General features: G+C 72.2%; 27 protein-coding genes. 19 read left to right on the forward strand and 8 right to left on the reverse strand.

From position 1 onward, the window contains the following. Positions 1–4 precede the first annotated feature (4 nt). Together ABT057_RS12720 and ABT057_RS12725 are read right to left on the reverse strand one after the other, a co-directional pair. Complete coding sequence (locus ABT057_RS12720) at positions 5–781, reverse strand: DinB family protein (RefSeq protein ID WP_352342725.1); 777 nt, start codon at positions 779–781, stop codon at positions 5–7. 28 nt (positions 782–809) lie between these two features. Beyond that, positions 810–1,433, reverse strand: coding sequence for a TetR/AcrR family transcriptional regulator (locus tag ABT057_RS12725; RefSeq protein ID WP_352342726.1), 624 nt, complete (start codon positions 1,431–1,433; stop codon positions 810–812). A gap of 59 nt (positions 1,434–1,492) precedes the next feature. Between ABT057_RS12725 and ABT057_RS12730 the strand changes: the two genes are divergently transcribed. Further along, on the forward strand, positions 1,493–2,179 hold the full coding sequence (locus tag ABT057_RS12730) for a class II aldolase/adducin family protein (RefSeq protein ID WP_352342727.1): 687 nt from the start codon (positions 1,493–1,495) through the stop codon (positions 2,177–2,179). Positions 2,180–2,198: 19 nt separating this feature from the next. Further along, a complete protein-coding gene (locus ABT057_RS12735; RefSeq protein ID WP_352342728.1) occupies positions 2,199–3,128 on the forward strand; it encodes a carbohydrate kinase family protein in 930 nt (309 codons plus the stop codon). Between the two features lie 335 nt (positions 3,129–3,463). Here the strand turns inward: ABT057_RS12735 and ABT057_RS12740 are convergent, their stop codons facing one another. Continuing rightward, complete coding sequence (locus ABT057_RS12740) at positions 3,464–4,231, reverse strand: TetR/AcrR family transcriptional regulator (protein WP_352342729.1); 768 nt, start codon at positions 4,229–4,231, stop codon at positions 3,464–3,466. Positions 4,232–4,372: 141 nt separating this feature from the next. Here ABT057_RS12740 and ABT057_RS12745 point away from each other — a divergent pair, with 141 nt between their 5' ends. The 4 genes from ABT057_RS12745 to ABT057_RS12760 are packed head-to-tail and all read left to right on the forward strand — an operon-like array spanning position 4,373 to position 7,559. Continuing rightward, positions 4,373–5,224 (forward strand): acyl-CoA dehydrogenase family protein, encoded by an 852-nt coding sequence (locus ABT057_RS12745; RefSeq protein WP_352342731.1) that lies wholly within the window; start codon positions 4,373–4,375, stop codon positions 5,222–5,224. Further along, positions 5,221–6,381 (forward strand): acyl-CoA dehydrogenase family protein, encoded by a 1,161-nt coding sequence (locus tag ABT057_RS12750; RefSeq protein WP_352342732.1) that lies wholly within the window; start codon positions 5,221–5,223, stop codon positions 6,379–6,381. The genes ABT057_RS12745 and ABT057_RS12750 overlap by 4 nt, the downstream gene beginning before the upstream one ends. Positions 6,382–6,403: 22 nt before the next feature. Beyond that, the gene (locus ABT057_RS12755) at positions 6,404–7,195 is read left to right on the forward strand and encodes an enoyl-CoA hydratase (protein WP_352342733.1); all 792 of its coding nucleotides are present in this window, start codon (positions 6,404–6,406) and stop codon (positions 7,193–7,195) included. 25 nt (positions 7,196–7,220) lie between these two features. Beyond that, complete coding sequence (locus tag ABT057_RS12760) at positions 7,221–7,559, forward strand: hypothetical protein (RefSeq protein WP_352342735.1); 339 nt, start codon at positions 7,221–7,223, stop codon at positions 7,557–7,559. Between the two features lie 3 nt (positions 7,560–7,562). On the opposite strand, the gene ABT057_RS12765 is transcribed toward ABT057_RS12760, so the two are convergent. The 3 genes from ABT057_RS12765 to ABT057_RS12775 are packed head-to-tail and all read right to left on the reverse strand — an operon-like array spanning position 7,563 to position 9,606. Next, positions 7,563–8,093, reverse strand: coding sequence for a carboxymuconolactone decarboxylase family protein (locus tag ABT057_RS12765; protein WP_352342737.1), 531 nt, complete (start codon positions 8,091–8,093; stop codon positions 7,563–7,565). Beyond that, positions 8,090–8,803 carry an SDR family oxidoreductase gene (locus ABT057_RS12770; RefSeq protein ID WP_352342739.1) on the reverse strand — a complete coding sequence of 238 codons (714 nt, stop codon included), beginning with the start codon at positions 8,801–8,803 and terminating at the stop codon, positions 8,090–8,092. Before ABT057_RS12770 ends, ABT057_RS12765 begins: the two co-directional genes overlap by 4 nt. After that, a complete protein-coding gene (locus ABT057_RS12775; protein ID WP_352342740.1) occupies positions 8,800–9,606 on the reverse strand; it encodes a TauD/TfdA dioxygenase family protein in 807 nt (268 codons plus the stop codon). Before ABT057_RS12775 ends, ABT057_RS12770 begins: the two co-directional genes overlap by 4 nt. A gap of 166 nt (positions 9,607–9,772) precedes the next feature. Between ABT057_RS12775 and ABT057_RS12780 the strand changes: the two genes are divergently transcribed. From ABT057_RS12780 to ABT057_RS12825, 10 genes are all read left to right on the forward strand, one after another. Next, complete coding sequence (locus ABT057_RS12780; RefSeq protein ID WP_352342742.1) at positions 9,773–10,504, forward strand: SDR family oxidoreductase; 732 nt, start codon at positions 9,773–9,775, stop codon at positions 10,502–10,504. Next, positions 10,501–11,967, forward strand: a complete 1,467-nt coding sequence (locus ABT057_RS12785; RefSeq protein ID WP_352342743.1) for an aldehyde dehydrogenase family protein — start codon at positions 10,501–10,503, stop codon at positions 11,965–11,967. Before ABT057_RS12780 ends, ABT057_RS12785 begins: the two co-directional genes overlap by 4 nt. Then, the gene (locus tag ABT057_RS12790) at positions 11,964–13,169 is read left to right on the forward strand and encodes a CaiB/BaiF CoA transferase family protein (RefSeq protein ID WP_352342744.1); all 1,206 of its coding nucleotides are present in this window, start codon (positions 11,964–11,966) and stop codon (positions 13,167–13,169) included. The genes ABT057_RS12785 and ABT057_RS12790 overlap by 4 nt, the downstream gene beginning before the upstream one ends. Positions 13,170–13,581: 412 nt before the next feature. Next, positions 13,582–13,773 carry a ferredoxin gene (locus tag ABT057_RS12795; RefSeq protein WP_352342745.1) on the forward strand — a complete coding sequence of 64 codons (192 nt, stop codon included), beginning with the start codon at positions 13,582–13,584 and terminating at the stop codon, positions 13,771–13,773. Positions 13,774–13,795: 22 nt separating this feature from the next. Next, a complete protein-coding gene (locus tag ABT057_RS12800) occupies positions 13,796–15,151 on the forward strand; it encodes a cytochrome P450 (RefSeq protein ID WP_352342746.1) in 1,356 nt (451 codons plus the stop codon). Continuing rightward, positions 15,148–16,818 carry a thiolase C-terminal domain-containing protein gene (locus tag ABT057_RS12805; RefSeq protein WP_352342747.1) on the forward strand — a complete coding sequence of 557 codons (1,671 nt, stop codon included), beginning with the start codon at positions 15,148–15,150 and terminating at the stop codon, positions 16,816–16,818. The genes ABT057_RS12800 and ABT057_RS12805 overlap by 4 nt, the downstream gene beginning before the upstream one ends. After that, entirely contained in the window at positions 16,815–17,726 is a 912-nt protein-coding gene (locus ABT057_RS12810) for an alpha/beta fold hydrolase (protein ID WP_352342748.1), read from the forward strand. The genes ABT057_RS12805 and ABT057_RS12810 overlap by 4 nt, the downstream gene beginning before the upstream one ends. Then, positions 17,723–18,223, forward strand: coding sequence for a DoxX family protein (locus tag ABT057_RS12815; RefSeq protein ID WP_352342749.1), 501 nt, complete (start codon positions 17,723–17,725; stop codon positions 18,221–18,223). Before ABT057_RS12810 ends, ABT057_RS12815 begins: the two co-directional genes overlap by 4 nt. A gap of 5 nt (positions 18,224–18,228) precedes the next feature. Then, the gene (locus tag ABT057_RS12820; RefSeq protein ID WP_352342750.1) at positions 18,229–19,026 is read left to right on the forward strand and encodes an NAD(P)-dependent oxidoreductase; all 798 of its coding nucleotides are present in this window, start codon (positions 18,229–18,231) and stop codon (positions 19,024–19,026) included. Between the two features lie 80 nt (positions 19,027–19,106). Next, the gene (locus ABT057_RS12825) at positions 19,107–19,688 is read left to right on the forward strand and encodes a TetR/AcrR family transcriptional regulator (protein ID WP_352342751.1); all 582 of its coding nucleotides are present in this window, start codon (positions 19,107–19,109) and stop codon (positions 19,686–19,688) included. Here ABT057_RS12825 and ABT057_RS12830 read toward each other — a convergent pair. Together ABT057_RS12830 and ABT057_RS12835 are read right to left on the reverse strand one after the other, a co-directional pair. Then, positions 19,616–20,512: an NAD(P)-dependent oxidoreductase gene (locus ABT057_RS12830; protein ID WP_352342752.1), complete on the reverse strand. Its 897-nt coding sequence runs from the start codon at positions 20,510–20,512 to the stop codon at positions 19,616–19,618. The genes ABT057_RS12825 and ABT057_RS12830 overlap by 73 nt on opposite strands. Beyond that, the gene (locus ABT057_RS12835) at positions 20,509–20,889 is read right to left on the reverse strand and encodes a carboxymuconolactone decarboxylase family protein (protein WP_352342753.1); all 381 of its coding nucleotides are present in this window, start codon (positions 20,887–20,889) and stop codon (positions 20,509–20,511) included. Before ABT057_RS12835 ends, ABT057_RS12830 begins: the two co-directional genes overlap by 4 nt. Before the next feature lie 278 nt (positions 20,890–21,167). Between ABT057_RS12835 and ABT057_RS12840 the strand changes: the two genes are divergently transcribed. From ABT057_RS12840 to ABT057_RS12850, 3 genes are read left to right on the forward strand one after another with little or no spacing between them, the layout of a single operon-like run. Then, positions 21,168–22,445 carry an aromatic ring-hydroxylating oxygenase subunit alpha gene (locus ABT057_RS12840; protein WP_352342755.1) on the forward strand — a complete coding sequence of 426 codons (1,278 nt, stop codon included), beginning with the start codon at positions 21,168–21,170 and terminating at the stop codon, positions 22,443–22,445. Between the two features lie 32 nt (positions 22,446–22,477). Beyond that, entirely contained in the window at positions 22,478–22,807 is a 330-nt protein-coding gene (locus ABT057_RS12845; RefSeq protein WP_352342757.1) for a hypothetical protein, read from the forward strand. Beyond that, entirely contained in the window at positions 22,807–24,054 is a 1,248-nt protein-coding gene (locus ABT057_RS12850) for a metal-dependent hydrolase family protein (protein ID WP_352342759.1), read from the forward strand. Before ABT057_RS12845 ends, ABT057_RS12850 begins: the two co-directional genes overlap by 1 nt. Positions 24,055–24,058: the final 4 nt, after the last annotated feature.

Below are 24,058 nucleotides of genomic sequence, written 5' to 3' on the forward strand. Positions count from 1 at the left end.
GGATTCAGTTCCGTTCCTCGAGGACGGCCAGATCACGCTCGGCGTATCTGCGGTGCCACCACTCCTCGTTGAGCACGACCAGCAGGCACTCGCGGACCACGAAGGTCTCCCCCTCGTCCGGCCAGCCGGGGCCGGCCAGGGGCTCCGTGCGGCTGTCGAGCCGCTCGGCGGTCAGACCGTCGACCACCCGGCGCACGGTCCCCATCGCCGCCAGCCGCAGCGCGAGCGCCTCGTCCAGTGACGGGCGCGCCTCCCGGTCGTGCGGCACTCCCGGCCGGGGCTCCATCCGGTCCCAGGGCAGGGACAGCGGATGCCAGGGGCGCGGCTCGCCCAGGACACCGCGGGCCACCCAGGACTCGGTGGCGAACGCGAGATGGCGCAGGGTCTGGACGAACGACCACTCACCGTCCACCGACTCGTGCAGCATCCGCTCGGGCAGCCGGCGGGCCCGGGCGACGGTGGCCTCCCAGAGCCGCTCGTTGAGGTCCCAGGCCTCCCGGAACCCCTCCGGCGTGGTCGGCCGGAACCGGGGGCGTTCGGGGTGCCGGCGGTCCAGTTCGGCCTCCACCAGCGGTGCGACGTCCACCCCGTTGACGACCAGCCGCCCGATCTCGCCGTCGATGGTGGCGTCGCCGATCTCGACGTCCCGCATCACGACCCCGCTGAGCCCGCAGGCCCGCAGCACGGCCCCTTCGAGGTTCACCGAGGTGAACCGCGCCCCCGTCATGTCCGCCCGCTCGAACTCCGTGCCGCGCAGGTCGGCGAAGTCTGTGTCGCCCATGGCGGTCAGGGTAGGGCCCGGGGGCCGGTCAGAGGTGCCGGTCGCGGGCCACCACGTCCGTCAGATAGCCGCGCAGCATCACCTTCGCCTCGTCGAGCAGCGCCGCGTCACCGTCCGCGTCCCGGCGGAACGCCTCCTGCGCGAGGGCGTCGGCCGCGAGCACGGCGGCGTGGCAGGCCCGGGCCAGGTCCTCGCCGTCCGCGACGACGTCCAGCGCCAGCAGCACCCGGCGGATCCCGTCGGCCATCCGCCGCTTGTGCTCGCGGTCGGCGGCCCGGGTCCGCTCGGTCAGCCCGCTGCCGAACCACAGCGCGCGGAAGCCGTGCTCCGTGCGGTAGATCCCGGCGTACGCGTCGATGAGCACGCCGACCGGGTCCTCCCACCGCTCGCCCGCCGCCGCCCGCGCCAGATCGTCCATCACGGCCTCCAGGCGGGCGAACCAGCCCGCCGCGAGCGCGTCGATGATCGCGCCGCGGTCCGGCAGGTACTGGTACAGCGAGCCGACCGACACCTCCGCCTCGGCCGCGACCCGGGTCGTCGTCAGCGCCTCCACACCCTCCTCGACGAGGATGCGCTCGGCCGCCCGCAGGACCTGCGCGAGGCGGGCCTTGCTGCGCGCCTGGCGGGGGGTGCGGCGCAGGGGAGTCTCCACGGCAAGCGCCTCCGAACCTGAACGTGACTTTGTTTCAGGTTTACGCTACCTTCGCCGCCATGACCGCCTCAAGCTCGGCGCTGAGCCAGGAGCGGACCGCCGTGGCGGACGCCTGCCGGCGCCTGGGGGCCGAGGGCCTCCTCATCGGCACGGCCGGGAACGTCAGCGTCCGCGTCGAGGACCTGGTCGCCGTCACCGCCACCGGAGCGGTCCTCGCCGACCTGACCGCGGACCAGGTGACCGTGGTCGACCTCGACGGAAAGCTCGTCGCCGGGACCCTCGAGCCCACCTCGGAACTCGACCTGCACCTCGGCGTCCACCGCCGCCACGGACCCGGCGCGGTCGTCCACACGCACGCCCCGAACGCCACCGCCGTGTCCTGCGTGCTCGATGAACTCCCTTGCATCCACTACCAGTTGCTCGCCCTCGGCGGCACGATCCGGGTCGCGCCGTACGCCACCTTCGGCACTCCCGAACTCGCCGAGTCGGTGCTCACGGCCCTCGACGGCCGCAGCGCCGCCCTGATGGCGAACCACGGCGCGGTCACCCGGGCGACGACCCTCGGCCAGGCCGTCGAACACGCCCTGCTCCTCGAATGGGCCTGTGGCGTCTACCAGCGCGCGGCCGCCATGGGGCGCCCCCGCGCCCTCGACGAACAGCAGCAGATCGCGGTGATCGAGGCCGCGATCGCCCGGAACTACGGAACCACCCACCCCGTACCACCCGCGCAGGAGGAGAGCAGATGACGACGCAGGGGGAGAGACGATGAAGGTCTTCACGCTGGGCGTGCACGTGCTGGACGTACTGGTGCGGCCGGTGGAGGCGATACCCGAGGGCCAGGGCGCCACCCTGGTCGAGGACATCCGGATGACCGCCGCGGGCACCGCGGGCGGCACCGCCCTCACCCTCGCCAAGCTGGGCGCCGAGGTGCACAGCGCCGGCGCCGTCGGCACCGACCCGACCGGCGACCTGCTCGTGCAGCTGCTCGGCAAGGCGGGCATCGGCACCGAGCACCTGGTGCGCCGCACGGACACCGCCACCTCGGCGAGCGTCCTGCCCATCCGCCCGAACGGCGACCGGCCGTCGCTGCACCTGCTGGGCGCCAACATCACCTACGCCCTCGACGACGTCCCCTGGGAGGCCCTCGCCCAGGCCACCCATCTGCACCTCGGCGGCCCCGAGCTGATCGGCGTCGAGGCCGCGACGCGCATCCTGTCGTACGCGAAGGAGCACGGCGTCGTCACCTCGGTCGACCTGCTGGCGCCCGGAGTGCTCGGCAGCTTCGAGCAGATCGAGGCGGCGCTTCCCTACGTCGACCACTTCCTGCCCAACGAGGACCAGGTCCTCGGCTTCACCGGGGAGGACGACCTGCTCACCGGGGCGCGCAAGCTGCTCGCCGCGGGCACGCGCGTCGTCGCGGTCACCCGCGGCGGGGACGGGGCGCTCGTGGTGACCGCCGACGGCGCGGAGCCGGTTCCGGCGTTCGTGGTGGACGTCGTCGACACGACGGGCTGCGGGGACGCGTTCTCGGCCGGGTATCTGCGGGGGATCGGGCTCGGCCGTACGCCGAGCGACGCGGCGGTGCTGGGCAGCGCGGCGGCCGCGCTGGTCGCGCAGGGGCTCGGCAGCGATCACGGTGATTTCGATCTTGCGGCCGCCGACGCGTTCGCCTCGACCGCCAAGTCCCGTGCGTGAGTGACGCACGGCGCCGTGGGGGCCGGTCGCGCCCACGGCCGGCCTCGTGACCGGGGCGGTCGTCCGACACGGACGGGCCGGCGGGGGACCGGAGACGGCGGGCGTCCGTGGCGTGCCGGACCTGATGCGGCGGACGGCCGTGCAGGGGTCGCGGCGGGGCCGGACTCGCTGAGGGCGTGGACGAAGCCCCCGTGGGGGACTCCCAGTCGCGTTGTCGGGCGCGCCCCGATACATCCAGTATCGGGGCGACCCTCCGCCTTGCGATCGCACGCACCAGACGCCGCCAGGCCTGCCCTTCGGGCAGACGACGCTACTTTCGAAACACGCCCTAGAGGTCAGGCCTTGCTGCCGGACGACCTGGAGGTGGCGCGCGTGGTCGTCTTCCGCGCGGCGGTCTTCTTGGCGGGAGTCCCGGCGGACGCGCCCCCGGTGACCGCCCCGCCCGTGATCCCGCCCAGGCAGAACGCCCACACCTCCTCCGCGGAGATCGGCGAGGGGTGCGCGCCGACCGGAGCCGACGGCGCCCGGGCCGTGAACATCGCCGTCTGCATGATCAGCGAGGCGGTCCGGCGCGGCTTGGGGGAGACCGCCTGTCCCGCCGCCACGGCCTCCTCCACCAGCTCGGTGAAGAAGCCCAGCAGCGGCAGGTGCGCGGTGGCCACCTGGTCGGGGTGGCTGACGAGCAGCTGGATCGCGAAGTCGGTGAACAGCGGGGACTGCGCGCCCGCCCTGGGCTCGGAGGAGTGGTAGAGCAGGTCCACCGCGATGCGGAGTTTCTCCAGCGGGTCACCGCCGGCCGCGGCGGCCTCGCGGATCTGGGCGGCCGAACGGGACAGCGCGTCCTCGAAGAGCGCGAGCAGCAGCTCGTGCTTGCCGTCGAAATGCTGATAGAAGCTGCGCAGCGACTGGCGGGAACGCTCCACGACCTCCTGCACGGTGAAGTCGGTGGTGCCCTTGTCCGCGATCAGCTCCTGGGCGGCGTCCAGGAAGCGCTGCACGCGTTGCTCCGCGCGGAGCTTGGCGGCGCGGGTGGACCGCTCGACGGCGCGCTGCCGCCAGGCGGGCTCGGGTGTCTCGACCGGTTCTACGGGGACGGCACTCATGGAAGAACGGTACTCCACGTATGTGAAAAGAGAGGACGCTCCCCCTACCGAATTGCGCTGCCTCAGAAACAAGACTCTTACTTCCAGATTGCGAGAATGTTATTCTCGCCCGGCGGATCAGTGAGAGGGCGGAGGCCGGGCGTGGAGTTCGAACTCGACGACGAGCAGAGACTGCTGCGACGCACGGTGCGCGAGACGGTCGCCAAGGTGCGCGGCCGGCCCGAGGAACGGCAGTGGGCCACCTATCGCGACCTCGGCTGGCTGGAGGCGCCCCCGCTGGAACTCGCCCTGATCCTGGAGGAGTTGGGCTACGCCGCCGATCCGACGCCGTTCCTCGCCACCGTCACCTGGTTCGCCCCGCTGACCGGCCGCCTCCCCGAGGGCAGCGGTACGGCGGTCTTCGACGGCGTCGGCCGACACGTCCTCGACGCCGACCGCGCCGACGAGATCGCCCTGCTCACCCCCGACGGCGTCACCGTGGTACGCGGCGCCGACCTGGCCGCCGTCCGGACCCCCGTCCTGGACCCGCAGCTGCATGTCGCCCGGGTCGAGGCGGGCGCACTGGCCGTCGGCGTCCCCGACCTGGCGCTGGTGGGGCTGGCCGCGACGGCCGTCGGCGCCTGCCGCCGCATCCTCGATCTCGCGCTCGGCCATGTGCGCCGCCGGGTGCAGTTCGGCCGGCCGATCGGCTCCTTCCAGGCCGTCAAGCACAAGGCCGCAGACATGCATGTCGCGATCGAACGCGCCCAGGTCCTCACCCACTTCGCCGCCCTGACGATCGCCGAGGACGACCCGCGCCGCACCCGGGCCGCGCACATGGCGAAGGCGGCGGCGGGGGAGTGCCAGCGCCTGGTCTTCCGGCACGGTCTGCAGTTGTTCGGCGCGATGGGCTTCACCTGGGAGAACGAGCTGCAGTTCCACCTCAAGCGGGCCCAGGCCTGCGACCTGCTGCTCGGTACCGCGTCCGCCCACCGGAAGGCACTGCTCACATGATGAAGCTGGCCGACGACTCCCAGGTGACGGCGTTCCGGACCGAGTTCGCCGCCTTCCTCGACGCCCGGCTGCCCGCCGAGGCGGAGGCCGCCGAGCGCTCCCGCTCCAGCGCCCATGTCCCCGACTGGGCCCGCCGCTGGCAGCGCACCCTCTTCGAGCACGGCTGGCTGCTGCCGGGCCAGCCGCCCGAGTACGGCGGCCGGAACGCGACACCGCCCCAACAGCTCGCGCACCTGGAGGAGCTGGCCCACCGCCGGATCTACCACAGCTTCAACCCGCAGGGCCTGGGCATCATCGCCGCGTCCCTGCTCACCTTCGGCACCGAGGAGCAGAAGACCCGCTGGGCCGTGCCGATCCTGCGCGCCGAGATCACCGCCGCCCTCGGCATGAGCGAACCGGAGGCCGGCTCCGACCTGGCCTCCCTGCGCACCCGTGCGGTCCTGCGCGGCGATGTCTTCGTCGTCGACGGCCAGAAGATCTGGACCTCCGGCGCCCACGACGCAGACGTCCTGCTCGCCTTCGTCCGCACCGACCCCGAGGCGCCCAGACACAAGGGCATCAGCGCCCTGCTCATCCCCACCGACACCCCGGGCGTGGTCCGCCGTCCCTTCGGCTCGATCGCCGCCGAGGACGACCTCGACTTCAACGAGGTGTTCCTCACCGACGTCCACGTGCCCCGCGAGAACCTCGTGGGCCCGCTCGGTGAGGGCTGGCGGGTGGCCAACGGCTCCCTGGGCCACGAGCGCACCCTGCTCTGGCTGTCGTACGCCGAACGCCTGGAGGACCTGGTGCGCGACGCCGCCGACGCGGGCGGCGGCCACGAGTGGTACGCCACGCTGCAGATGGACCTCCAGGCGCTGCGTCTGCTCGGTCATCGCGGGCTCGGCCCGGGCCGCGACCCGGCGGAGATCTCCGTCCTGAAGCTGCTGGGCTCCGAGGCCGTCCAGGACGCCTCGCTGCACGCCCTGGAGGCCCACGGCGCGGACGCGCTGGCGCACCCGGTGCTGACCGGCCCGTACCACCACATGAACAACGAGGCGTTCGTCTCCAGCTGGTTCGAGCGGTACGCGCGCAGTTTCGCCGGCACCATCGCGGGCGGCACCAGCGAGATCCAGCGCAACATCATCGCCGAGCGCGTCCTCGGCCTGCCCCGCTGACCACCCCTGAGGAGCCAGTCGTATGGACCAGATCCTGTACGAGGCCGAGGACGGCGTCGCGACCATCACCCTCAACCGCCCCGAGGCCGCCAACGCCCAGACCATGGCCCTCCTCGACGACCTCGACGCGGCCTTCGCCCGGGCCGGCCGCGAGGAGGAGGTACGGGTCGTCGTCCTGCGGGCCAACGGCCGCCACTTCTCCGCCGGACACGACCTCAAGGACCGCTGGCCGGGTCCCGGCGAGATCACCCTGGAGTGGATCTACGACGCCGAGACCCGCCGCTATCTCGAGTACGCGCTGAAGTGGCGCAACCTGCCCAAGCCCACCATCGCCGCCGTGCAGGGCAAGTGCATCGCCGCCGGGCTGATGCTCTGCTGGCCCTGCGATCTGATCGTCGCCGCGGAGAACGCCGAGTTCTCCGACCCGGTGGTGCACATGGGCATCGGCGGCGTCGAATACCACGGCCACACCTGGGAGCTGGGCCCGCGCAAGGCCAAGGAGATCCTCTTCACCGGCCGGCCGCTCACCGCCCGTGAGGCCGAACAGGCGGGCATGGTCAACAAGGTGGTGCCGTTGGACGAACTCGACACGGCCGCCCGGGAGTTGGCCCACCGGATCGCACAGATGCCCCCCTTCGGGCTGCGCCAGGCCAAGCGCGCGGTCAACCAGACGCTCGACGTCCAGGGGTTCTACGCGGCCCTGCAGTCCGTCTTCGACATCCACCAGACCGGCCACGGCAACGCCCTGAGCGTGGACGGCTTCCCGGTCCTGATCCGGCTGGACGAGATGAAGCAGCGGCTCAGGCAGGGGTGAGTGCCCCTCGCTACGCTCGGACCTCGTGGAGAACGATCCGCACATCCATGTCCGGAAGAGCCAGAACACCGACCTCGCCGCCCGCGGGATGCTCGCCGCCACGTTCGGGCTGGTCGCCGATCCGCCGAGCACCGTCACGACCGGGTGCGGGCTGCGGGTGCCGTACGCGATGACCTCGCAGACCCCGGAGTCCGTCACCTGTCTGCCCTGCCGCGAGCACGCGCACGTGTACCACCTGCGGGCCGCGGAGCGCCTCGAACTGCTGGGTTCGGCGCCCCACGGACTGAACGTCGACGCGGAGGGGGTCCGCACGGCGGTGGAGCGGCTGCGCGATCTGGCGCGGCGGTTCGCCGCGGGCGGCTGAGCCCTAATCCGCGCCCACGCCGAACCCCCCGTCGTCGATCCCCGGGTCCAGCTCCACCTCGAAGGTGTTGAACGCCATCGCCAGCGCCCCGTACGCCCCGACCGTGAACACCAGGTCCATCAGCTGGTGTTCGTCCAGCTCCTCGGCGAGTTCCGCGTAGGTCGCGTCGGACAGGGCGGAGACGGTGTCCAGTTCGTCCACGGCCCGGTTCAGCAGGGTCGGGTCCCCCGCCCGGATTCCCGCCAAATCCTTTTCCGACACCCCCTCCTGACGTCCGATCAGGACGTGCTGGGCCCACTCGTACCGGCACCGCCGCCGCCACGCAACCCGCAGGATCACCAGCTCCCGGGTCTTCGGAGGCAGTGAACTGCGCATCAGCAGATGGGTGTTGAAGGTCAGGAACGCCTTGGCGAGCCGCGGGTGGCGGACCAGCAGGCCGAGCGCGTTGGAGGGCGGCACCTGCCGTCCGCCGGTGAGCGGCTTCAGGGCCTCCGCGTCCCACTTCTCGTAGGGCACCGGCTCCAGCCTCGTCATGTGTTGCGGCCCCCGTTCACCCCGAGGATCTGGCCGGTGATGTAGCCGGCCTCCTCCGAGGCCAGGAAGGAGCAGGCGGCCGCGATGTCCTCCGGGCGCCCGACCCGCCGCACCGGGGTGCGCGCGATGTGTTCCTCGATGGACCCGCCGAGCTGCTGCCGCCGTTCGGCGGTGCGCAGCATCGGGGTGTCGACGAAGCCAGGCGGGACCGCGTTGACCGTGATCCCGCGCGGGCCCAGCTCCAGGGCCAGGGACTTGGTCAGACCGTTCACCGCGGACTTCGCGGCCACGTAGTGCGCCATGAACGGCTGGCCGGAGTGGGTGCTGCTGGAGGAGATGTTGACGATCCGGCCCCAGTGGGCCTCCCACATGTCGGGCAGCGCCGACTGGACGCAGTGGAAGACGCCGTTGAGGTTGATGTCGACGACGCGCTGCCAGTCCGCGAAGGACAGCTTGCCGAAGCGGGTGAAGCCGTCCCGGCCCGCCGCGTTGACCAGCACCGAAACGGGGCCCAGACGTTCGCGCACCGCGTCCATCGCCTTGTCGACCTGCGCGCGGTCGGTGACGTCGACGTCGAGGCCGTAGCCCTCCTCGGCCGGCGCGATGTCGAAGGCGGCGACCTTCAGACCGTCGGCGGTCAGGCGCCGCGCGACGGCCCGGCCGATGCCGGAGGCGCCGCCGGTGACCACGGCGACCCTGGCGGCGCTCACCCGAACGCCTCGTCGCCGACGACGGTCGTCCGGTGCAGGAGCCGCTCGGAGCTCTCTTCGTACGGCAGCGCCCGGTGCAGGATGCCGGTGTTGTCCCAGACCACCAGGTCGCCCACCGCCCAGTCGTGGGCGTAGCGGAACCGCTCCTGGGTGGTCCAGTCGAGGAGTTCGTCCAGGAGGGCGCGGCTCTCCTCGGGATCCAGGCCGACGACGTGGTCGGCCGTCGCGCCGGTGACCAGGGAGCGGCGGCCGTCGCGGCGGCGCCAGAGCAGGGCCACCTCGTGGGTGGGCCGGGTGCGCCAGGCGGCCAGCTCCTCCTCGGTGGGGTCGGGGGTCACCAGCCGCTGGGCGGCCTCGAAGCTGTGCACCACCCGCAGGTTCCCGTACCGCTCGCGGTCCTTCTCCGGCAGGTTCTCGCAGGCGGCGTACGTGCTCGCGAACTCGGTTCCGCCGCCCGCCGTGGCGACATGACGGGCGGTCAGCGTGGTGGCCTTGACGGGTATGTCGTCGCTGGTGCCGTCGAGGTGCCAGAAGAAGGCGCCCCTGAGGTACTTGGCGCTGCCGCTCTTCTCCGGGTTGATCGAGATCGGGAAGATCTCCTGGCCGCGCAGCGCGACCACCTCGCCGAGCCGGCGGCTGAACGCCAGCTGCCGTTCGTCGTCCAGATGCAGTCCGCGGACCAGGAGCACCCCCCGCCACTTGAGGGCTTCGGCGGCGCGCTCGACGAAGGCGTCGTCGAGGGGATCGGTCACGCCGGTGAACTCCACCCCGAGCGACGGGCTCAAGGCCTTCGAATCGATCATGGAAACACCCCTTCCATTCGCGAGAACCATATTCTCACCATGGAGGGGCGGGGAAGTGGAGAGCATCATATTCTCGTGTCCGTATTCTTGATTCGCGCAAATGGAGAATGTAGTTTCCGGTCACGGGGGTCCGGACAGCCGGGGTCGACCGAAGCAGGAGGCTGGGATGCGGTTCAAGGACAAGGTGGCGATCGTCACCGGGGCCGGGCAGGGCATCGGAGAGGGGTACGCGAAGGCACTGGCCGCCGAGGGCGCGAAGGTCGTGGTGGCCGAGATCGACGAGGACCGGGGGCAGCGGGTCGCCAAGGAGATCGGCGACGCCCTCTTCGTGAAGACCGACGTCGCCGACCCGGACTCCGCGCAGGCCCTCGCGGACACCGTCGTCGCCGAACTCGGGCGCATCGACCACCTGGTGAACAACGCCGCCATCTTCCACGGCATGCGCCGCGAGGGCATCGTCACCGTCGACTACGACTACCTCGACCGCTTCCTCAAGGTGAACCTGCTGGGCGCGCTGCACGTCACCCGCGCCGTCCTGCCGCACCTGAAGGAGGGCTCGGCGATCGTCAACCAGTCCTCCACCGCCGCCTACCAGCCCACCGGCTTCTACGGGCTCGCCAAGGCCGGCATCAACCACCTGACCGTCTCCCTCGCCGCCGAGCTCGGCGGCCGGGGCATCCGGGTCAACGCGATCGCACCGGGGCCGACGGACACCGAGGCGACCCGCAGCATCGTCCCGGAGGAGTACCGGGGGGCCATGGTGCAGCAGCTCGCCCTCAAGCGTCTCGGCACCCCCGCCGACCAGGCCGGCGCCGTGCTCTTCCTGCTCTCCGACGACGCGAGCTGGCTCACCGGCCAGATCCTCGCGGTGGACGGCGGACAGGTGGTGCGGCTGTGAGCACCTCCGCCCGGCAGCCCCTGGTCGTCAAGTCCCAGCTGATCGACGGCAAGCTGACGGCCGCCGAGACGGCCTTCGCCTCCCACAACCCCGCCACCGGCGAACTGCTCGGGCACGCACCCGACGCCACCGCGGCCGACGCCGAGTCGGCCGTCGCCGCCGCCCGCCGCGCCTTCGACACCACGGACTGGTCCACGAACAGGGAGCTGCGGCTGCGCTGTCTGCGCCAGTTGCACCGGGCGCTCGACGAACACCGCGAGGAACTCCGCGTGTTGACGATCGCCGAGGTCGGCGCCCCGCTCCAGCTCACCCACGGCCCCCAGCTCGACGAGCCGATCGGCATCGTGAAGTTCTACGCCGACCTGCTGGAGAACTACGAGTTCAGCGAGGACCTCGGCGAGATCGAGTCGCGCGGACAGCGCCACCGGCGCTGGGTCGAGAAGGAGGCCGCCGGGGTCGTCGCGGCGATCCTGCCGTACAACTACCCCAACCAGCTCGCCCTCGCCAAGCTCGCCCCCGCGCTCGCGGCCGGCTGCACCGTCGTCCTCAAGGGCGCCCCGCAGAACCCGCTCATCACCCTCGCCCTCGGTGAACTGATCGCCGAACACACGGACATACCGCCGGGCGTGGTCAACGTCCTGAGCTCCTCGGGCACCGAGGTCGGTGAACTCCTCACCACCCACCCGGACGTGGACGCCGTGACCTTCACCGGCTCCACCCCCGTCGGCCGCCGGATCATGGCCGCCGCCGCGGACACCGTGAAGCGGGTCTTTCTCGAACTCGGCGGCAAGTCCGCGATGATCGTCCTCGAGGACGCGGACTTCGTGAAATCGGCCATGTTCGCCGCCTTCACCATCTGCTCCCACTCGGGCCAGGGCTGCGCCCTCACGTCCCGGCTCCTCGTCCCGCGCGCCCACCACGACCGGATCGTGCAACTCGTCGCCGCGGGCCTGGAACGCGTCAAGGTCGGCGACCCCACCGACCCGAAGACCACCATGGGCCCGCTCATCAGCGAGCAGCAGCGCGACAAGGTCGACGGCATGGTGCGCCGGGCGGTCGCGGACGGCGCCACCCTCGTGCGCGGCGGCCGTCCCGTCGACCCCGGCTGGTTCTACGAGCCGACCCTCCTGGCGAACGTCGACCCCGACAGCGAGATCGCCCAGGAGGAGGTGTTCGGACCGGTCCTCGCGGTGATCCCCTTCGACGACGAGGAGGACGCCGTCCGTATCGCCAACCACTCCAGGTACGGCCTGTCGGGAGCGGTCCACAGCGCCGACGAGGAGCGCGCGATCCGGGTCGCCCGCCGCATCCGTACCGGCACCTTCTCCATCAACGGCGGCAACTACTTCGCTCCCGACGTGCCGTTCGGCGGCTACAAGCAGTCCGGGGTCGGCCGGGAGAGCGGCCGGTCCGGGTTCGAGGAGTTCCTCGAGGAGAAGTCGTTCGCGCGGGTGGTCGCATGAGGCCGCTGGAGGGCATCCGCGTGCTGGAAGTGGCGATGTACGGCTTCGTGCCCTCCGCCGGGGCCGTGCTCGCCGACTGGGGCGCGGACGTGGTCAAGGTCGAGCACGCCGTCACCGGCGACCCGCAGCGCGGACTGCGCCAGACCGGCACCTTCAAGGTGGTGGGCGACCCCAACCCCAACGTCGCCCACGCCAACCGCGGCAAGCGCTCGATCGGCCTCGATATGGCGTCCGAGGCGGGCCGTGAAGTGCTGTACGAACTGGTCCGGGGTGCCGATGTGTTCCTCACCAGCTTCATGCCCGCCTCCCGGGCGCGGCTCGGCATCGACGTCGACGACATCCGCGCCGTCAACCCGCGGATCGTCTACGCCCGGGGCAGCGCCCTCGGCCCGCGCGGCCCGGAGGCCGACAAGGGCGGCTACGACATGACCGCCTTCTGGTCCCGCGCCGGAACCGCCCGCTCCATCACCCCGCCCGGTACCGAGGGGCTGATCAGCCCGCCCGGCCCCGCCTACGGCGACACGATCTCCGGCACCAATCTCGCGGGCGGCATCGCGGCGGCCCTGCTGCGCCGCGAACGCACCGGCGAGGCACCCGTCGTCGACGTCTCCCTGCTCGGCAGCGGCCTGTGGGCCCTCGGCCACTCCATCGGGCTGTCGCTCCACCTCGACCGCGCCTGGGAGGGCGTGACCCCGAGCGCCCACGGCTCGCCCACCAACCCCCTCTCCGGCCTCTACCGCACCGCCGACGACCGCTGGATCTCCTTCGTCATGCTCCAGCCGGCGAAGTTCTGGGCGAACGTCTGCCACAGCCTCGGCCGCCCCGACCTCGCCGACGACCCCCGGTTCGCCACCGCCGAGTCCATCGCCGCGCACACCGACGAAGGGGTGAGGATCCTGCGCGAGGTGATCGCCACCCGTACCCTCGCCGACTGGGCGAAGGACCTCGCGGCCCTGGACGGCCCCTGGGCGCCGGTCCAGGACACCCTGCAGGCCGCCGCCGACGCGCAGGTGCGCGCCAACGGGTACATCGCCCAAGCCGGCGAGCTCGAACTCGTCGCCAGCCCCGTGCAGTTCGACGTCGAGGACACCCGTCTCGGCCCCGCTCCCGAGTTCGCCGCACAGACGGAGGAGATCCTCTCGGAGCTCGGCCACGACTGGGACCGCATCCTCGCCCTGAAGGCGAGCGGCGCGATCACCTGAGGCCCCCGAAGGCCTCGCACTCCCCGAGGAGGCACCTTGCGCAGGTTGCTGATCGGCTCGGTGACCGTGCTCGCGGTACAGCCGGCCGGCTGCTCCACCCGCTCCGCCGCCGGCACGGACGCCGACGCCGCGGCGAAGGCGACACCCGCCGCCGGCACGTCCGCGGCCCCGGCCGGCTTCGGCACCGTTCACCGACCGGTGCAACGACGCGGGCGGCAGCAACGGCCGGAAGATCGACCACGTCACCCGCGACACCCAGAGGGCGGGCAGCTCGCCTACTTCGAGCCGTCCGACCGCGCCTGCCGCTGCGACGCCCCCGCCTGCAAGCACCAGGGAACCACGGCGGGTCCGCCGCCCTGGCCTCCGTCGGCAAGTCCCCGTCCGGCCTCACCTGAAAGGGAGTTGAGCCGCCATGAAGGTCCGCGTCGATCCTGAGCGCTGCCAGGGCCACACCCTGTGCTTCATGCGCGCCCCGGAGATCTTCGAGCTGAGTGAGATCGACGGCCACTCGTCGCCCGTCGTCGAAGAAGTTCCCGAGGACCAGGAGGGCCGCGTCGTCGAGGCGGTCCGGTCCTGCCCCGAGCGCGCCATCGGCGTGTTCTGAGCACCGGAAGGAGCCACACGAGATGACCGATGACGACGAGGCCCGCAAACACCCCCGGGTCCACTTCGACCGGCACGCCCCCGAGTACCGCGACCGGTTCGAGGAGCAGACCCGGGCCTTCCACTCCGGCTGCCCGCTCGCCTGGTCCGACACCTACGGCGGGCACTGGGTGGCCGCGGGCAACCGCGAACTGCTCGCCTTCGCGCGGAACCAGGACAAGCTGTCCAACGACCACGACGTGCACGGCGAGCGCCGCGGCTACCAGGGCATCAACATCCCCGCGCCGGCCCGCGGCCGCGGCATCCGCGGCGGCTTCCTGGAGATGGACCCGCCCGAGCAGCGCTCCTACCGCAATGCCCTCAACCCCTACCTCTCCCCGGCGGCCGTCGCCCGCTGGATCCCCTTCATCGACGAGGTGGCCCGCGCCTGCCTCGACGAGAAGATCGAGTCCGGCCGGATCGACTTCGTCGACGACCTCGCCAACATCGTCCCCGCCGTCTTCACCCTCGCCATGATGGGCATCCCGCTGAAGAAGTGGGAGCTGTACAACGAGCCCGCCCACGCCGGTGTGTACACCCCGCCCGGCTCGCCGGCCATGGCACGGGTGATCGAGGCCCACATGGCCATGCTCCAGGACATCCGCGCCACCCTCCACGAGGTCCGCGCCCACCCCCGCCCCGGTCTCGCCGACGCCCTCGCCCGGCTGGAGATCGACGGCGCGGTCCCGTCCGACACGGACCTCGTCGGCGCGCTCGCCCTGCTCATCGGCGGCGGCTTCGACACCACCACCGCGCTGACCGCGCACGCCCTGGAGTGGCTCTCCGGGCACCCGGACGAACGGGCCCGGTTGAGCCGGGAGCGGGCCACGCTGCTCGACTCGGCGACCGAGGAGTTCCTGCGCTACTTCACCCCGGCGCCCGGCGACGGCCGTACGGTCGCCGAGGACTGCGAGATCGCCGGCAAGGAGCTCAGGGAGGGCGACCGGCTCTGGCTGTCCTGGGCGATGGCCAACCGCGACCCGGCCGTCTTCACCGACCCGGACCGCGTCGACCTCGCCCGCCCGGGCAACCGCCACACCGCCTTCGGCCTCGGCATCCACCGCTGCATCGGCTCGAACGTGGCCCGTACGGTCTTCAAGCGGATGCTCCTCCACGTACTGGACCGGGTTCCGGACTTCGTGTGCGACCCGGAGGGCGCCGTCCACTACGAGACCATCGGCGTCATCCAGGGCATGCGCCGGCTCCCGGCCACCTTCACCCCCGGCCCCCGCCTCGGACCCGGCCTGGAGGAGACCCTGGTGACCCTCCAACGGATCTGCGAGGAACAGGAGTTGGCGGCTCCGGTGACCGTCCGCAAGACGGAGGCGAAAATCCCGTGACCGGCACCGGCGGGACCGAGGGAGCCGCCCGTCCGCAGCCGCAGATCACCCAGGAGACCGGATTCTTCTGGACCTCCGGCCGGGACGGGCGGCTCCGCTTCCAGTCCTGCACCGCCTGCGAGGCCCTCATCCACCCGCCGCAACCGGTGTGCCGCCACTGCCGCTCCCACGACACCACGGTCCGCGAGGTCTCCGGCCGCGCCACCCTGATCGGCTTCACGCTCAACCACCGCTTCCCGTTCCCCGGCCTCACCACGCCCTTCGTCGTCGCCCAGGTGGCGATCGAGGAGGACCCCCGCGTCCGCCTCACGACGAACGTCGTCGACTGCGCCCCCGAGGACCTGCGGATCGGCCTGCGCATGGAGGTGGTCTTCGAGCGGGCGGGAGACACCTGGCTGCCCCTGTTCCGCCCGACGGCCGACCAGCCGCCCCCCGCCCCGCTCCCCGCCGACGACCCGGCCCCGGAACACATGGGCGCGTACCTGCGCAAGGCGGCGGGCAGGTTCGAGGACAAGGCGGTCATCAGCGGCGCCGGCGCCTCCCGGCTCGGCCGCCGGCTGATGGTTCCGCCGCTCGAACTCACCGTCGAGGCCTGTGAGAAGGCGGTCGCCGACGCCGGTCTCACCTTCGACGACATCGACGGCCTGTCCACCTACCCGGGCGGCGGGGCGTACGGCGGGTTCGCCGAAGGCGGCGTCACCGCCCTGGAGTCGGCCCTCGGGATCCGCCCGACCTGGCACAACGGCGCCGGCGAGACCTTCGGACCCGGCGGCTCCCTGATCGCCGCCATGCTGGCCGTCGCGGGCGGCCTCGCCCGGCACGTGCTGTGCTTCCGCACCGTGTGGGAGGCGACGTACGCCGAACTGATCCGCCAGGGACGTGTCCGGATGCCCCAGCCGGCCGGCCCCGAGGGCTGGTTCAAGCCCTTCGGGGCGGTCTCGCCCGCGATCATGCTGGCGATGAACGCGCAACGCCACATGCACCGCTACGGCAGCACGCGCGAGACGCTCGGCTGGATCGCCCTCAACCAGCGGGCGGGCGCCGCCCTCCACCCGGACGCGATCCACCGCGACCCGCTCACCATGGACGACTACCTCTCCGCCCGCACCATCACCACCCCCTTCGGCCTGTACGACTGCGACGTCCCGTGCGACGCGGCGACCGCGGTGGTGGTCTCGGCGGCGGACACCGCGGCCGATCTCCCGCGAGCCCCCGTACGGGTGGAGGCCGTCGGCACCCAGATCGTCGAACGCCCCGAGTGGGACCAGGCCACCCTCACCCACGAGCCCCAGGTCCTCGGCCAGGCTGCCCACTTGTGGACCCGCACCGAGCTGCGCCCCGCCGACGTCGATGTGGCGCTGCTCTACGACGGCTTCACCTTCAACTGCCTGTCCTGGCTGGAGGCGCTCGGCTTCTGCGGCATCGGCGAGGCCCGCGACTTCCTGGACGGCGGCAAGAACATCGCCCGCGACGGGGTGATCCCGCTCAACCCGCACGGCGGCCAGCTCTCCCACGGCCGTACCCACGGCATGGGCCTGCTGCACGAGGCCGTGCTCCAGCTGCGCGGCGAGGCCGGGGCGCGGCAGGTGGCCGGCGCGCGCACCGCCGTGGTGTCCAGCGGCGGACTGACGCCCGGCGGCGTACTCCTGCTCAGGGCGGACGGATGACCTCACTCGGGCCCGAACTCACCGTCGCCGTGCGCCGGCAGGTCGTCGACGTGCGCGGCGTGCCCGCCTCCGCCCTCGTCGCCGAGGCGGCCCGCCCGCAGGCGGTGATCGTCGCCCTGCACGGCGGGGCCACCACCTCCGCCTACTTCGACCACCCCGGACACCCCCGGCTCTCCCTCCTGCGCACCGCGGCCGCCACCGGCTTCACCGTGATCGCCGTCGACCGCCCGGGGTACGGGAGTTCGGCCGGCCACGAGGAGCGGATGCGTACGCCCGAGCAGCGGACGGACTTCGCGTTCGCCGCGGTCGAGGCCCTGCTCGAAGGCAGGGAACGGGGGGTGGGCCTGTTCCTGTGGGCGCACTCGGCGGGCTGCGAACTCACCGTCCGCATGGCGAGCGACCCGCGCGGCGCCGAGCTGCTGGGCATGGAGCTGGCCGGCATGGGGCGCGTCCACCATCCGCGGGCGGTGCGGGCGATGGAGGAGTGGCGGCGCGACCCCACCCGGGCACGCCCCGACCTCCGCCGGGCGCTGTGGCATCCGCCACACGCCTACCCGCCCGATGTCCACGGCGGCCGCGGCATCGGCTCCGCCTCCCCCGCCTACGAGGGCCACCGGGAGGGCTGGCAGGAGGAGTTCGCGCAGCTCGCGGCGCGGGTCCCGGTGCCCGTGCACCTGACCCTCGCCGAGCACGAGCAGGTGTGGGCCAATGGCCCGGAAGGACTGGCCGACCTCGCCTCGATGTTCACCGGGGCCCCGCGGGTGGTACGGCACGAGCAGGCGGGCGCCGGTCACAACACCAGCGTCGGCCGCACTGCCCTCGCCTACCACCTGAGCGTCCTCTCGTTCGTCGAGGAGTGCGCTCTGGGGGTTCAGGCGCTGCCCACGGAGAAGGGGAGGTCCGGATGAGCGAGGCCACGGACACCGCACTGCTGCTGGTGCGGGTCGTGCTGGGTGTGGTGATGGCCGTGCACGGCTGGAACCACTGGCGCGGCGGGGGAGGCATCGCGGGCACCGCATCCTGGTTCGGCGGCCTGGGCCTGACCCGCCCGCGACTGCAGGCCTGGCTCAGCGTCCTCACCGAACTCGGCGCCGGTGTCCTGCTGCTGGCGGGGTTCCTGACCTCCCTCGCCTGCGCGGCGGTGCTGTCGGTGATGCTGGTGGCCGGTCTGCTCGCCCACCGCAAGAACGGCTTCTTCGTCTTCCGGGAGGGCTACGAGTACGTCCTCGTCCTGGGCGTCCTCGCGGTGGCGCTCGGGATGTGGGGACCGGGGGACTACTCGGTGGACGAGGCAGCGGACATCGCCGTGACCGGCTGGGCCGGCGGCGGAGTCGCGCTCGGCGTGGGCGTGGTGGCCACGGCCGGACTGCTGGCCGTGTTCTGGCGTCCGCAGCGGAAGGACTGACAGCGATGCGCGTCGGCTTCATCGGACTGGGCAGCCAGGGGGCGCCCATGGCCCGCCGGATCGTCGGCGCGGGTTTCGAGACCACCCTGTGGGCCAGACGGCCCGCCACCCTAGCCCCCTTCGACGGCACGCCCGCGAGGGCCGCGGACTCGCCGGCCGGACTGGCCGCCGCCAGCGACCTGGTGTGCCTGTGCGTGGTGGACGACCGGGACGTGGAGCAGGTGGCCGACGAGGTGCTCACGGGTCTGCGTCCCGGCGGGATCCTCGCCGTGCACTCCACCGTCCACCCCGACACCTGCCGCCGGCTCGCCGAGCGCGCCGCCGTGCGGGGCGTGGCGGTGCTGGACGCCCCCGTCAGCGGCGGCGGACGCGCCGCCGAACAGGGCACCCTGCTGGTCATGGTGGGCGGCGACCAGGAGGCGTACGAGATGTGCCGGCCGGTGTTCGCCAGCTACGGCGACCCGGTGGCCCACCTCGGCCCCCTCGGCTCCGGACAGGTCGCCAAGCTCCTCAACAACCTGCTTTTCACCGCCCAGTTGGGTCTGGCCGCCGACACCCTCGCGCTCGGCGGCCGGCTGGGCCTGGACCAGGACGGCCTGGGCCGGATCCTGCCGCGGGGCAGCTCCGCGAGCTTCGCGCTGGAGCGCGTGGCCGACGCCGGGGGAACCCTCGACCGGATCGGCGCCCACGCGGGCAGGCTGCTCGCCAAGGACGTACGGCTGCTCACCGAGGTCGCGGGCGAGGGGGGGCGGGGACCGGCGCGGGACGCCGCCGGGGCCGCGCTGCGTGCGATGGGTCTGTGAGTGACTGGGTCTGTGGGGATCCTCCCGGGATGGGTACTGTGTGCGGGCACCCGTCCAACGGCGGAAAGGGGCGTCCCGTGGTGTCCGCACGGCGTGAGGAGATCCTCGAAGCGGCCCTGGAGGTGCTGGCCGACCGCGGATTCAAGGGCACGTCGATCGATGCCGTCGCCGAGCGGGCCGGGCTCACCCGACAGGGTGTCCTGCACTACTTCCCCAGCAAGAAGCGGCTGCTCCTCGAGGTGCTGAACCTTCGCAACCAGGTCAACCGGGAGAATCTGGCGGACCGCAGGCTGGGCGAGGACTGGGCCGGGGACTTCGCCGAGACCGTCGCCTTCGAACAGCACCACCCGTCCTTCGCCCGGGTGCACAGCGTGGTGTTGGCCGAGGCGGTGACCGGGCAGGAGCCGGCCCGCGGCTATGTCCGTGAGCGCTGCCGCACCCTTCAGGACCACCTCACCGAGCACATCGTCCAGCGGTACGGCGACCGGGTGCCGAGCGGCCTGGAGGCCCGCACCGCCGCCACCGCGCTGTTCGCCTTCATCGAGGGCATCCACCAGCTGTGGCTGGTCGACCAGGACGGCGACGAACGCTATCCGGAGGTCGTGCGCGAGGTGCTGTCGGTGCTGTTGGGGGACGCGCAGGTATCCACGGTGAAGGGGTAGATCCGGGTGAAGTCCGCGCCGGGGTCCGCCGCCGCGAACGCCCTCCACACCTCCCGCGTCGCCTCCGCCACCGCCGTGGCGCCGCCCAGCTCGGCGACCTCGCGCAGATACAGCCGTACGTCCTTCGCCATCAGCGTGTTGCTGAAACCCGACGCGTAGCGGCCGGTCAGCACCTCGTCGGGGAACTTGTCGGCGGTGGCCCCGCTGCGGCCGCTGGAGGCGTTGAGGACCTCCAGCATCACCGCCGGGTCCAGACCCGCCGAGGTGCCGAAGACGACGGCCTCGCTGGTCGCGGCGAGCGCGGTCGCGGACAGGAAGTTGTTGGCGAGTTTCAGCGCCTGCGCCTGCCCGGCCCGCTCCCCGACCCGGCGTCGGCGGTCGCTGAGCCCCGCGAGGACGGGCTCCACGTACGCGCAGTCGTCGTCGGCGCCCGCGTACATGACCATCAGGGTGCGCCGACGGGCCCCGGCGGCCCCGCCCGAAACCGGCGCGTCCACGTACGCGGGGCCGATCGCGGCCAGTCTGCGCGCCGCCGACACCCCCACCGTGGAGGTGTCGACGACATGCGTGACCCGCCGGTCGCGGACCACGGCGAGGTCCCGTACGACCTGCTCGCAGACGGCCCCGTCGGGCAGGCTCAGCACCACGACGTCCGCGGCCCGCGCGAGGTCGGCCGGCCCCGGGGACCACCGGGCGCCCACGGGGGTGCGGGCCGGTCCCGCGGCGTCGTACGCCAGCACCTCGAATCCCGCCCCGACCAGGTTCGCGGCCAGCGCGCCGCCCATGTTCCCCAGGCCGGCGAAGCCGACGACGAGCCCGCTCACACCGCCTCCCGCGCGGTGCGCACCTCGCGGATGACCGCGCGGGCCGCGTTCCCGGCGGGCGCGCCGCAGTACGCGGTGATCTGGTACAGCAGCTCGATCACCTCGTCGTCGCTCACCCCCGCGCCGGCCGACGCCCGCAGATGGATGCGGAACTCGTCCATGCGGCCGGTCGCGGCCGTCATCGCCAGCACCAGCAGACTGCGGTCGCGGGTGCTCAGCGGGCCGCCCCGCGCCCACACGCCCCAGGCCATGGCGGTGAGGTAGTCCTGGTACTCGGCCGGTACCGGGTCCCCGGGCGGCGCCGTCCGGGTGCCGTCGTCACCGATGACCTCGGCCCGGACCGCCCGTGCGGCCCGCTGCCACTCGCCGTCGTACATCCGCTGTCTCCCTCTCGCCGGAACTCTCGCCACAGGTGCGCGCTGACGGTCTTGAGCTGTGCGTACTCGTGCAGGGCCGCGAGCCCCTATCTCCCGTCCGCAGCCGCCGAGTCCGCGGCCCGGGGGAGCGGTCGGCCCAGCCGGGCCGGGCCCGTTCGGCGGCCGTCTCCTCCCCGGGCCATCGGTGAGAGCTGTGATGACGATAAACGGAAACGGTATTCTCCTCAAGAGAGATCACTGTTATCTTGGCGGGGTCGACCGACCGGAGGTTCCGTTCCATGGCGCACTTCCCGAAGCCTTCCGAGGGCAGCTGGACCGAGCACTTCAAGATCGGCACCGAGCCGGTCTCCTACGCGGACTCGATCTCACCGGAGTTCTACGAACTCGAACGTGACGCGATCTTCCGCCGGACCTGGCTGAACGTCGGACGTGTCGAGCAACTGCCCCGCAAAGGCAGCTACTTCACCAAGGAGCTGGACGCGGCCCGCGCCTCAGTGATCGTGGTGCGCGGCACGGACGGCGAGGTGCGCGCCTTCCACAACATGTGCCGGCACCGGGGCAACAAGCTCGTCTGGGACGACTACCCCCGTGAGGAGACCAAGGGCACCTGCCGCGCCTTCACCTGCAAGTACCACGCCTGGCGCTACAACCTCGAAGGCGAACTCGCCTTCGTCCAGCAGGAGTCGGAGTTCTTCGGCCTCGACAGGTCGCGGTACGGGCTGCTGCCGGTGCGGACGGAGATCTGGGAAGGCTTCGTCTTCGTCAACCTCGACCCCGACAACACCACCTCGCTCAAGGACTACCTCGGCAGGTTCGGCGCCGGCATCGAGGGCTACCCCTTCCACAAGCTCACCCAGGTGCACAAGTACCGTGCCGAGATCGGCAGCAACTGGAAGCTGTTCATCGACGCGTTCGCCGAGTTCTACCACGCGCCGATCCTGCACTCCGGCCAGTACGTCGCCGAAGAGGCCGCCAAGATCAAGAAGTACGGCTACGAGGCGCTGTCGTACGACATCGACGGCCCGCACAGCATGGTCTCCTCCTGGGGAGGCATCGCCCCGCCCAAGGAGCGGGCGATGGTCAAGCCGATCGAACGGGCGCTGCGCAGCGGCCTGTTCGGCGCCTGGGACGCCCCCGGCATCGGCGTCACCACCGAGGAGCTGCCGCCCGCGGTCAACCCGACCCGCAGCAAGGTCTGGGGCATGGACTCCTTCGTCTTCTTCCCCAACTTCATGCTGCTGATCTGGCGGCCCAACTGGGTCCTGACCTACCACTACTGGCCGACCTCGTACAACACGCACATCTTCGAGGGCACCGCCTACTTCGTGCCGCCGCAGAACGCCTTCCAGCGGCTGCAGCAGGAGCTCGCCGTGGTGTCGTTCAAGGAGTACGGCCTCCAGGACGGCAACACCCTGGAAGCCACCCAGACCATGCTGGAGTCCCGCACGCTGGACAGCTTCCCGCTGTGCGACCAGGAGGTCCTGCTGCGCCATCTGCACACCACGGCAAGGAAGTTCGTGGACGAGTACGCGAAGCAGCCGTCCGCCGCGTCCTGACGGCCGGCGAGCAGAGAGGGAGATCCCGGACCATGACAGACGTCTTTCCCGCCGAGTTCGCCGAGCTCGAACCCTTCGCCGACTGGGCGCTGAAGGGCGAACGGGCCCGCTACGCCAAACGGCTCGCCTCCACCATGGAGGAGCTCCAGGCCTTCTACGACGTCGCGTTCCCACTCCTCGAGAAGGGCACCGCGTACCTGGAGAAGGTGAGTCTCGACGGCATCGGCGACGAGGACAGACACCTGCTGTGGGCGTTCTGCTCACTCATCACCGTCGCCTTCCCGGTGGAGGCCTGGGGGCAGCCCCGCGTGCCCGACAGCGGGCCCTCCAGCATCGACGCCGTAGTCGAACCGGCCGTGTGATGACCGCCCGCACCGAACCTCCGGTCCTGCTGCGGGCGGCCCGCCTCCTCGACGTCGACAAGGGCGAACTCGTCGAGCCCGGCGAGGTGCTGGTGGCGGGCGAGCACATCGCCGAGGTCGGCCGCCCGGCCCGCCTCCCCGAGGGCACGGTGGTGCGCGACCTCGGCGACGTCACCCTGCTGCCGGGGCTGATGGACATGGAGGTCAACCTCTTCCTCGGCGGCCCCGACCATCGCAGTCCGCTCATCCCGGTCCAGGAGGACCCGGCCGTGCGGACCCTGCGCGCGGTCGCCAACGCCCGCCGCACCCTGAAGTACGGCTGGACGACCGTACGCAACCTCGGCCTGTTCGTGCAGACCGGGGGAGTGCTCCTGGACGTCGCGCTGAAGAAGGCGATCGACCTGGGGTGGGTCGACGGGCCGCGGATCGTGCCCGCCGGACACGCCATCGCGCCGACCGGCGGCCATCTCGACCCCACCATGTTCCAGGCGTTCGCCCCCGGCGTGCTGCCCCTCACGGTGGAGGAGGGCATCGCCGACGGGGTCGCCGAGGTGCGCAAGGCGGTCCGCCACCAGCTCAAGTACGGGGCACGGGTCATCAAGGTGTGCGCGTCCAACGGCGTCATGTCGCACACCGGGCCCGCCGGCGCCCAGCAGTACTCCGACGAGGAACTGCGCGCCGCCGTCGACGAGGCGCACCGGGCCGGGGTGAAGGTCGCCGCCCACTGCATGGGCGACTCGGCGATCCGGGCCGCCGTGGAGGCCGGCATCGACTGCATCGAGCACGGCTTCCTCGCGAGCGACGCCACCCTCGACCTGATGGCGCAGCGCGGCACCTTCCTCGTCGCGACCACCTACCTCACCGAGGGCATGAACACCGAGCACGCCGACCCGGCGCTCCGGGCGAAGGCCGCCGAGGTCTTCCCGCGCGCCCGGGAGTCGACCGCCCGCGCGATCCGCCGCGGGGTGAAGGTCGCGCTCGGCACCGACGCGCCGGCCGTCCCGCACGGCAGGGGCGCCAAGGAACTCCTCGCCCTCGCCGACCGGGGCATGCGGCCCCTCGACGCCCTGCGCGCCGCCACCGTCGTCGCCGCCGACCTGATCGACGCCGACGACCGGGGACGGCTGCGCGAGGGACTGCTCGCGGACATCGTCGCCGTACCCGGGAACCCGCTCGACGACCTGTCCGCCACCGAACGGGTGTGCTTCGTGATGAAGGGCGGGCGGGTGTACCGCGACGACCGTTGAGGAG

It is taken from the genome of Streptomyces sp. NPDC002588, from assembly GCF_040295925.1.
Lineage (GTDB): Bacteria > Actinomycetota > Actinomycetes > Streptomycetales > Streptomycetaceae > Streptomyces.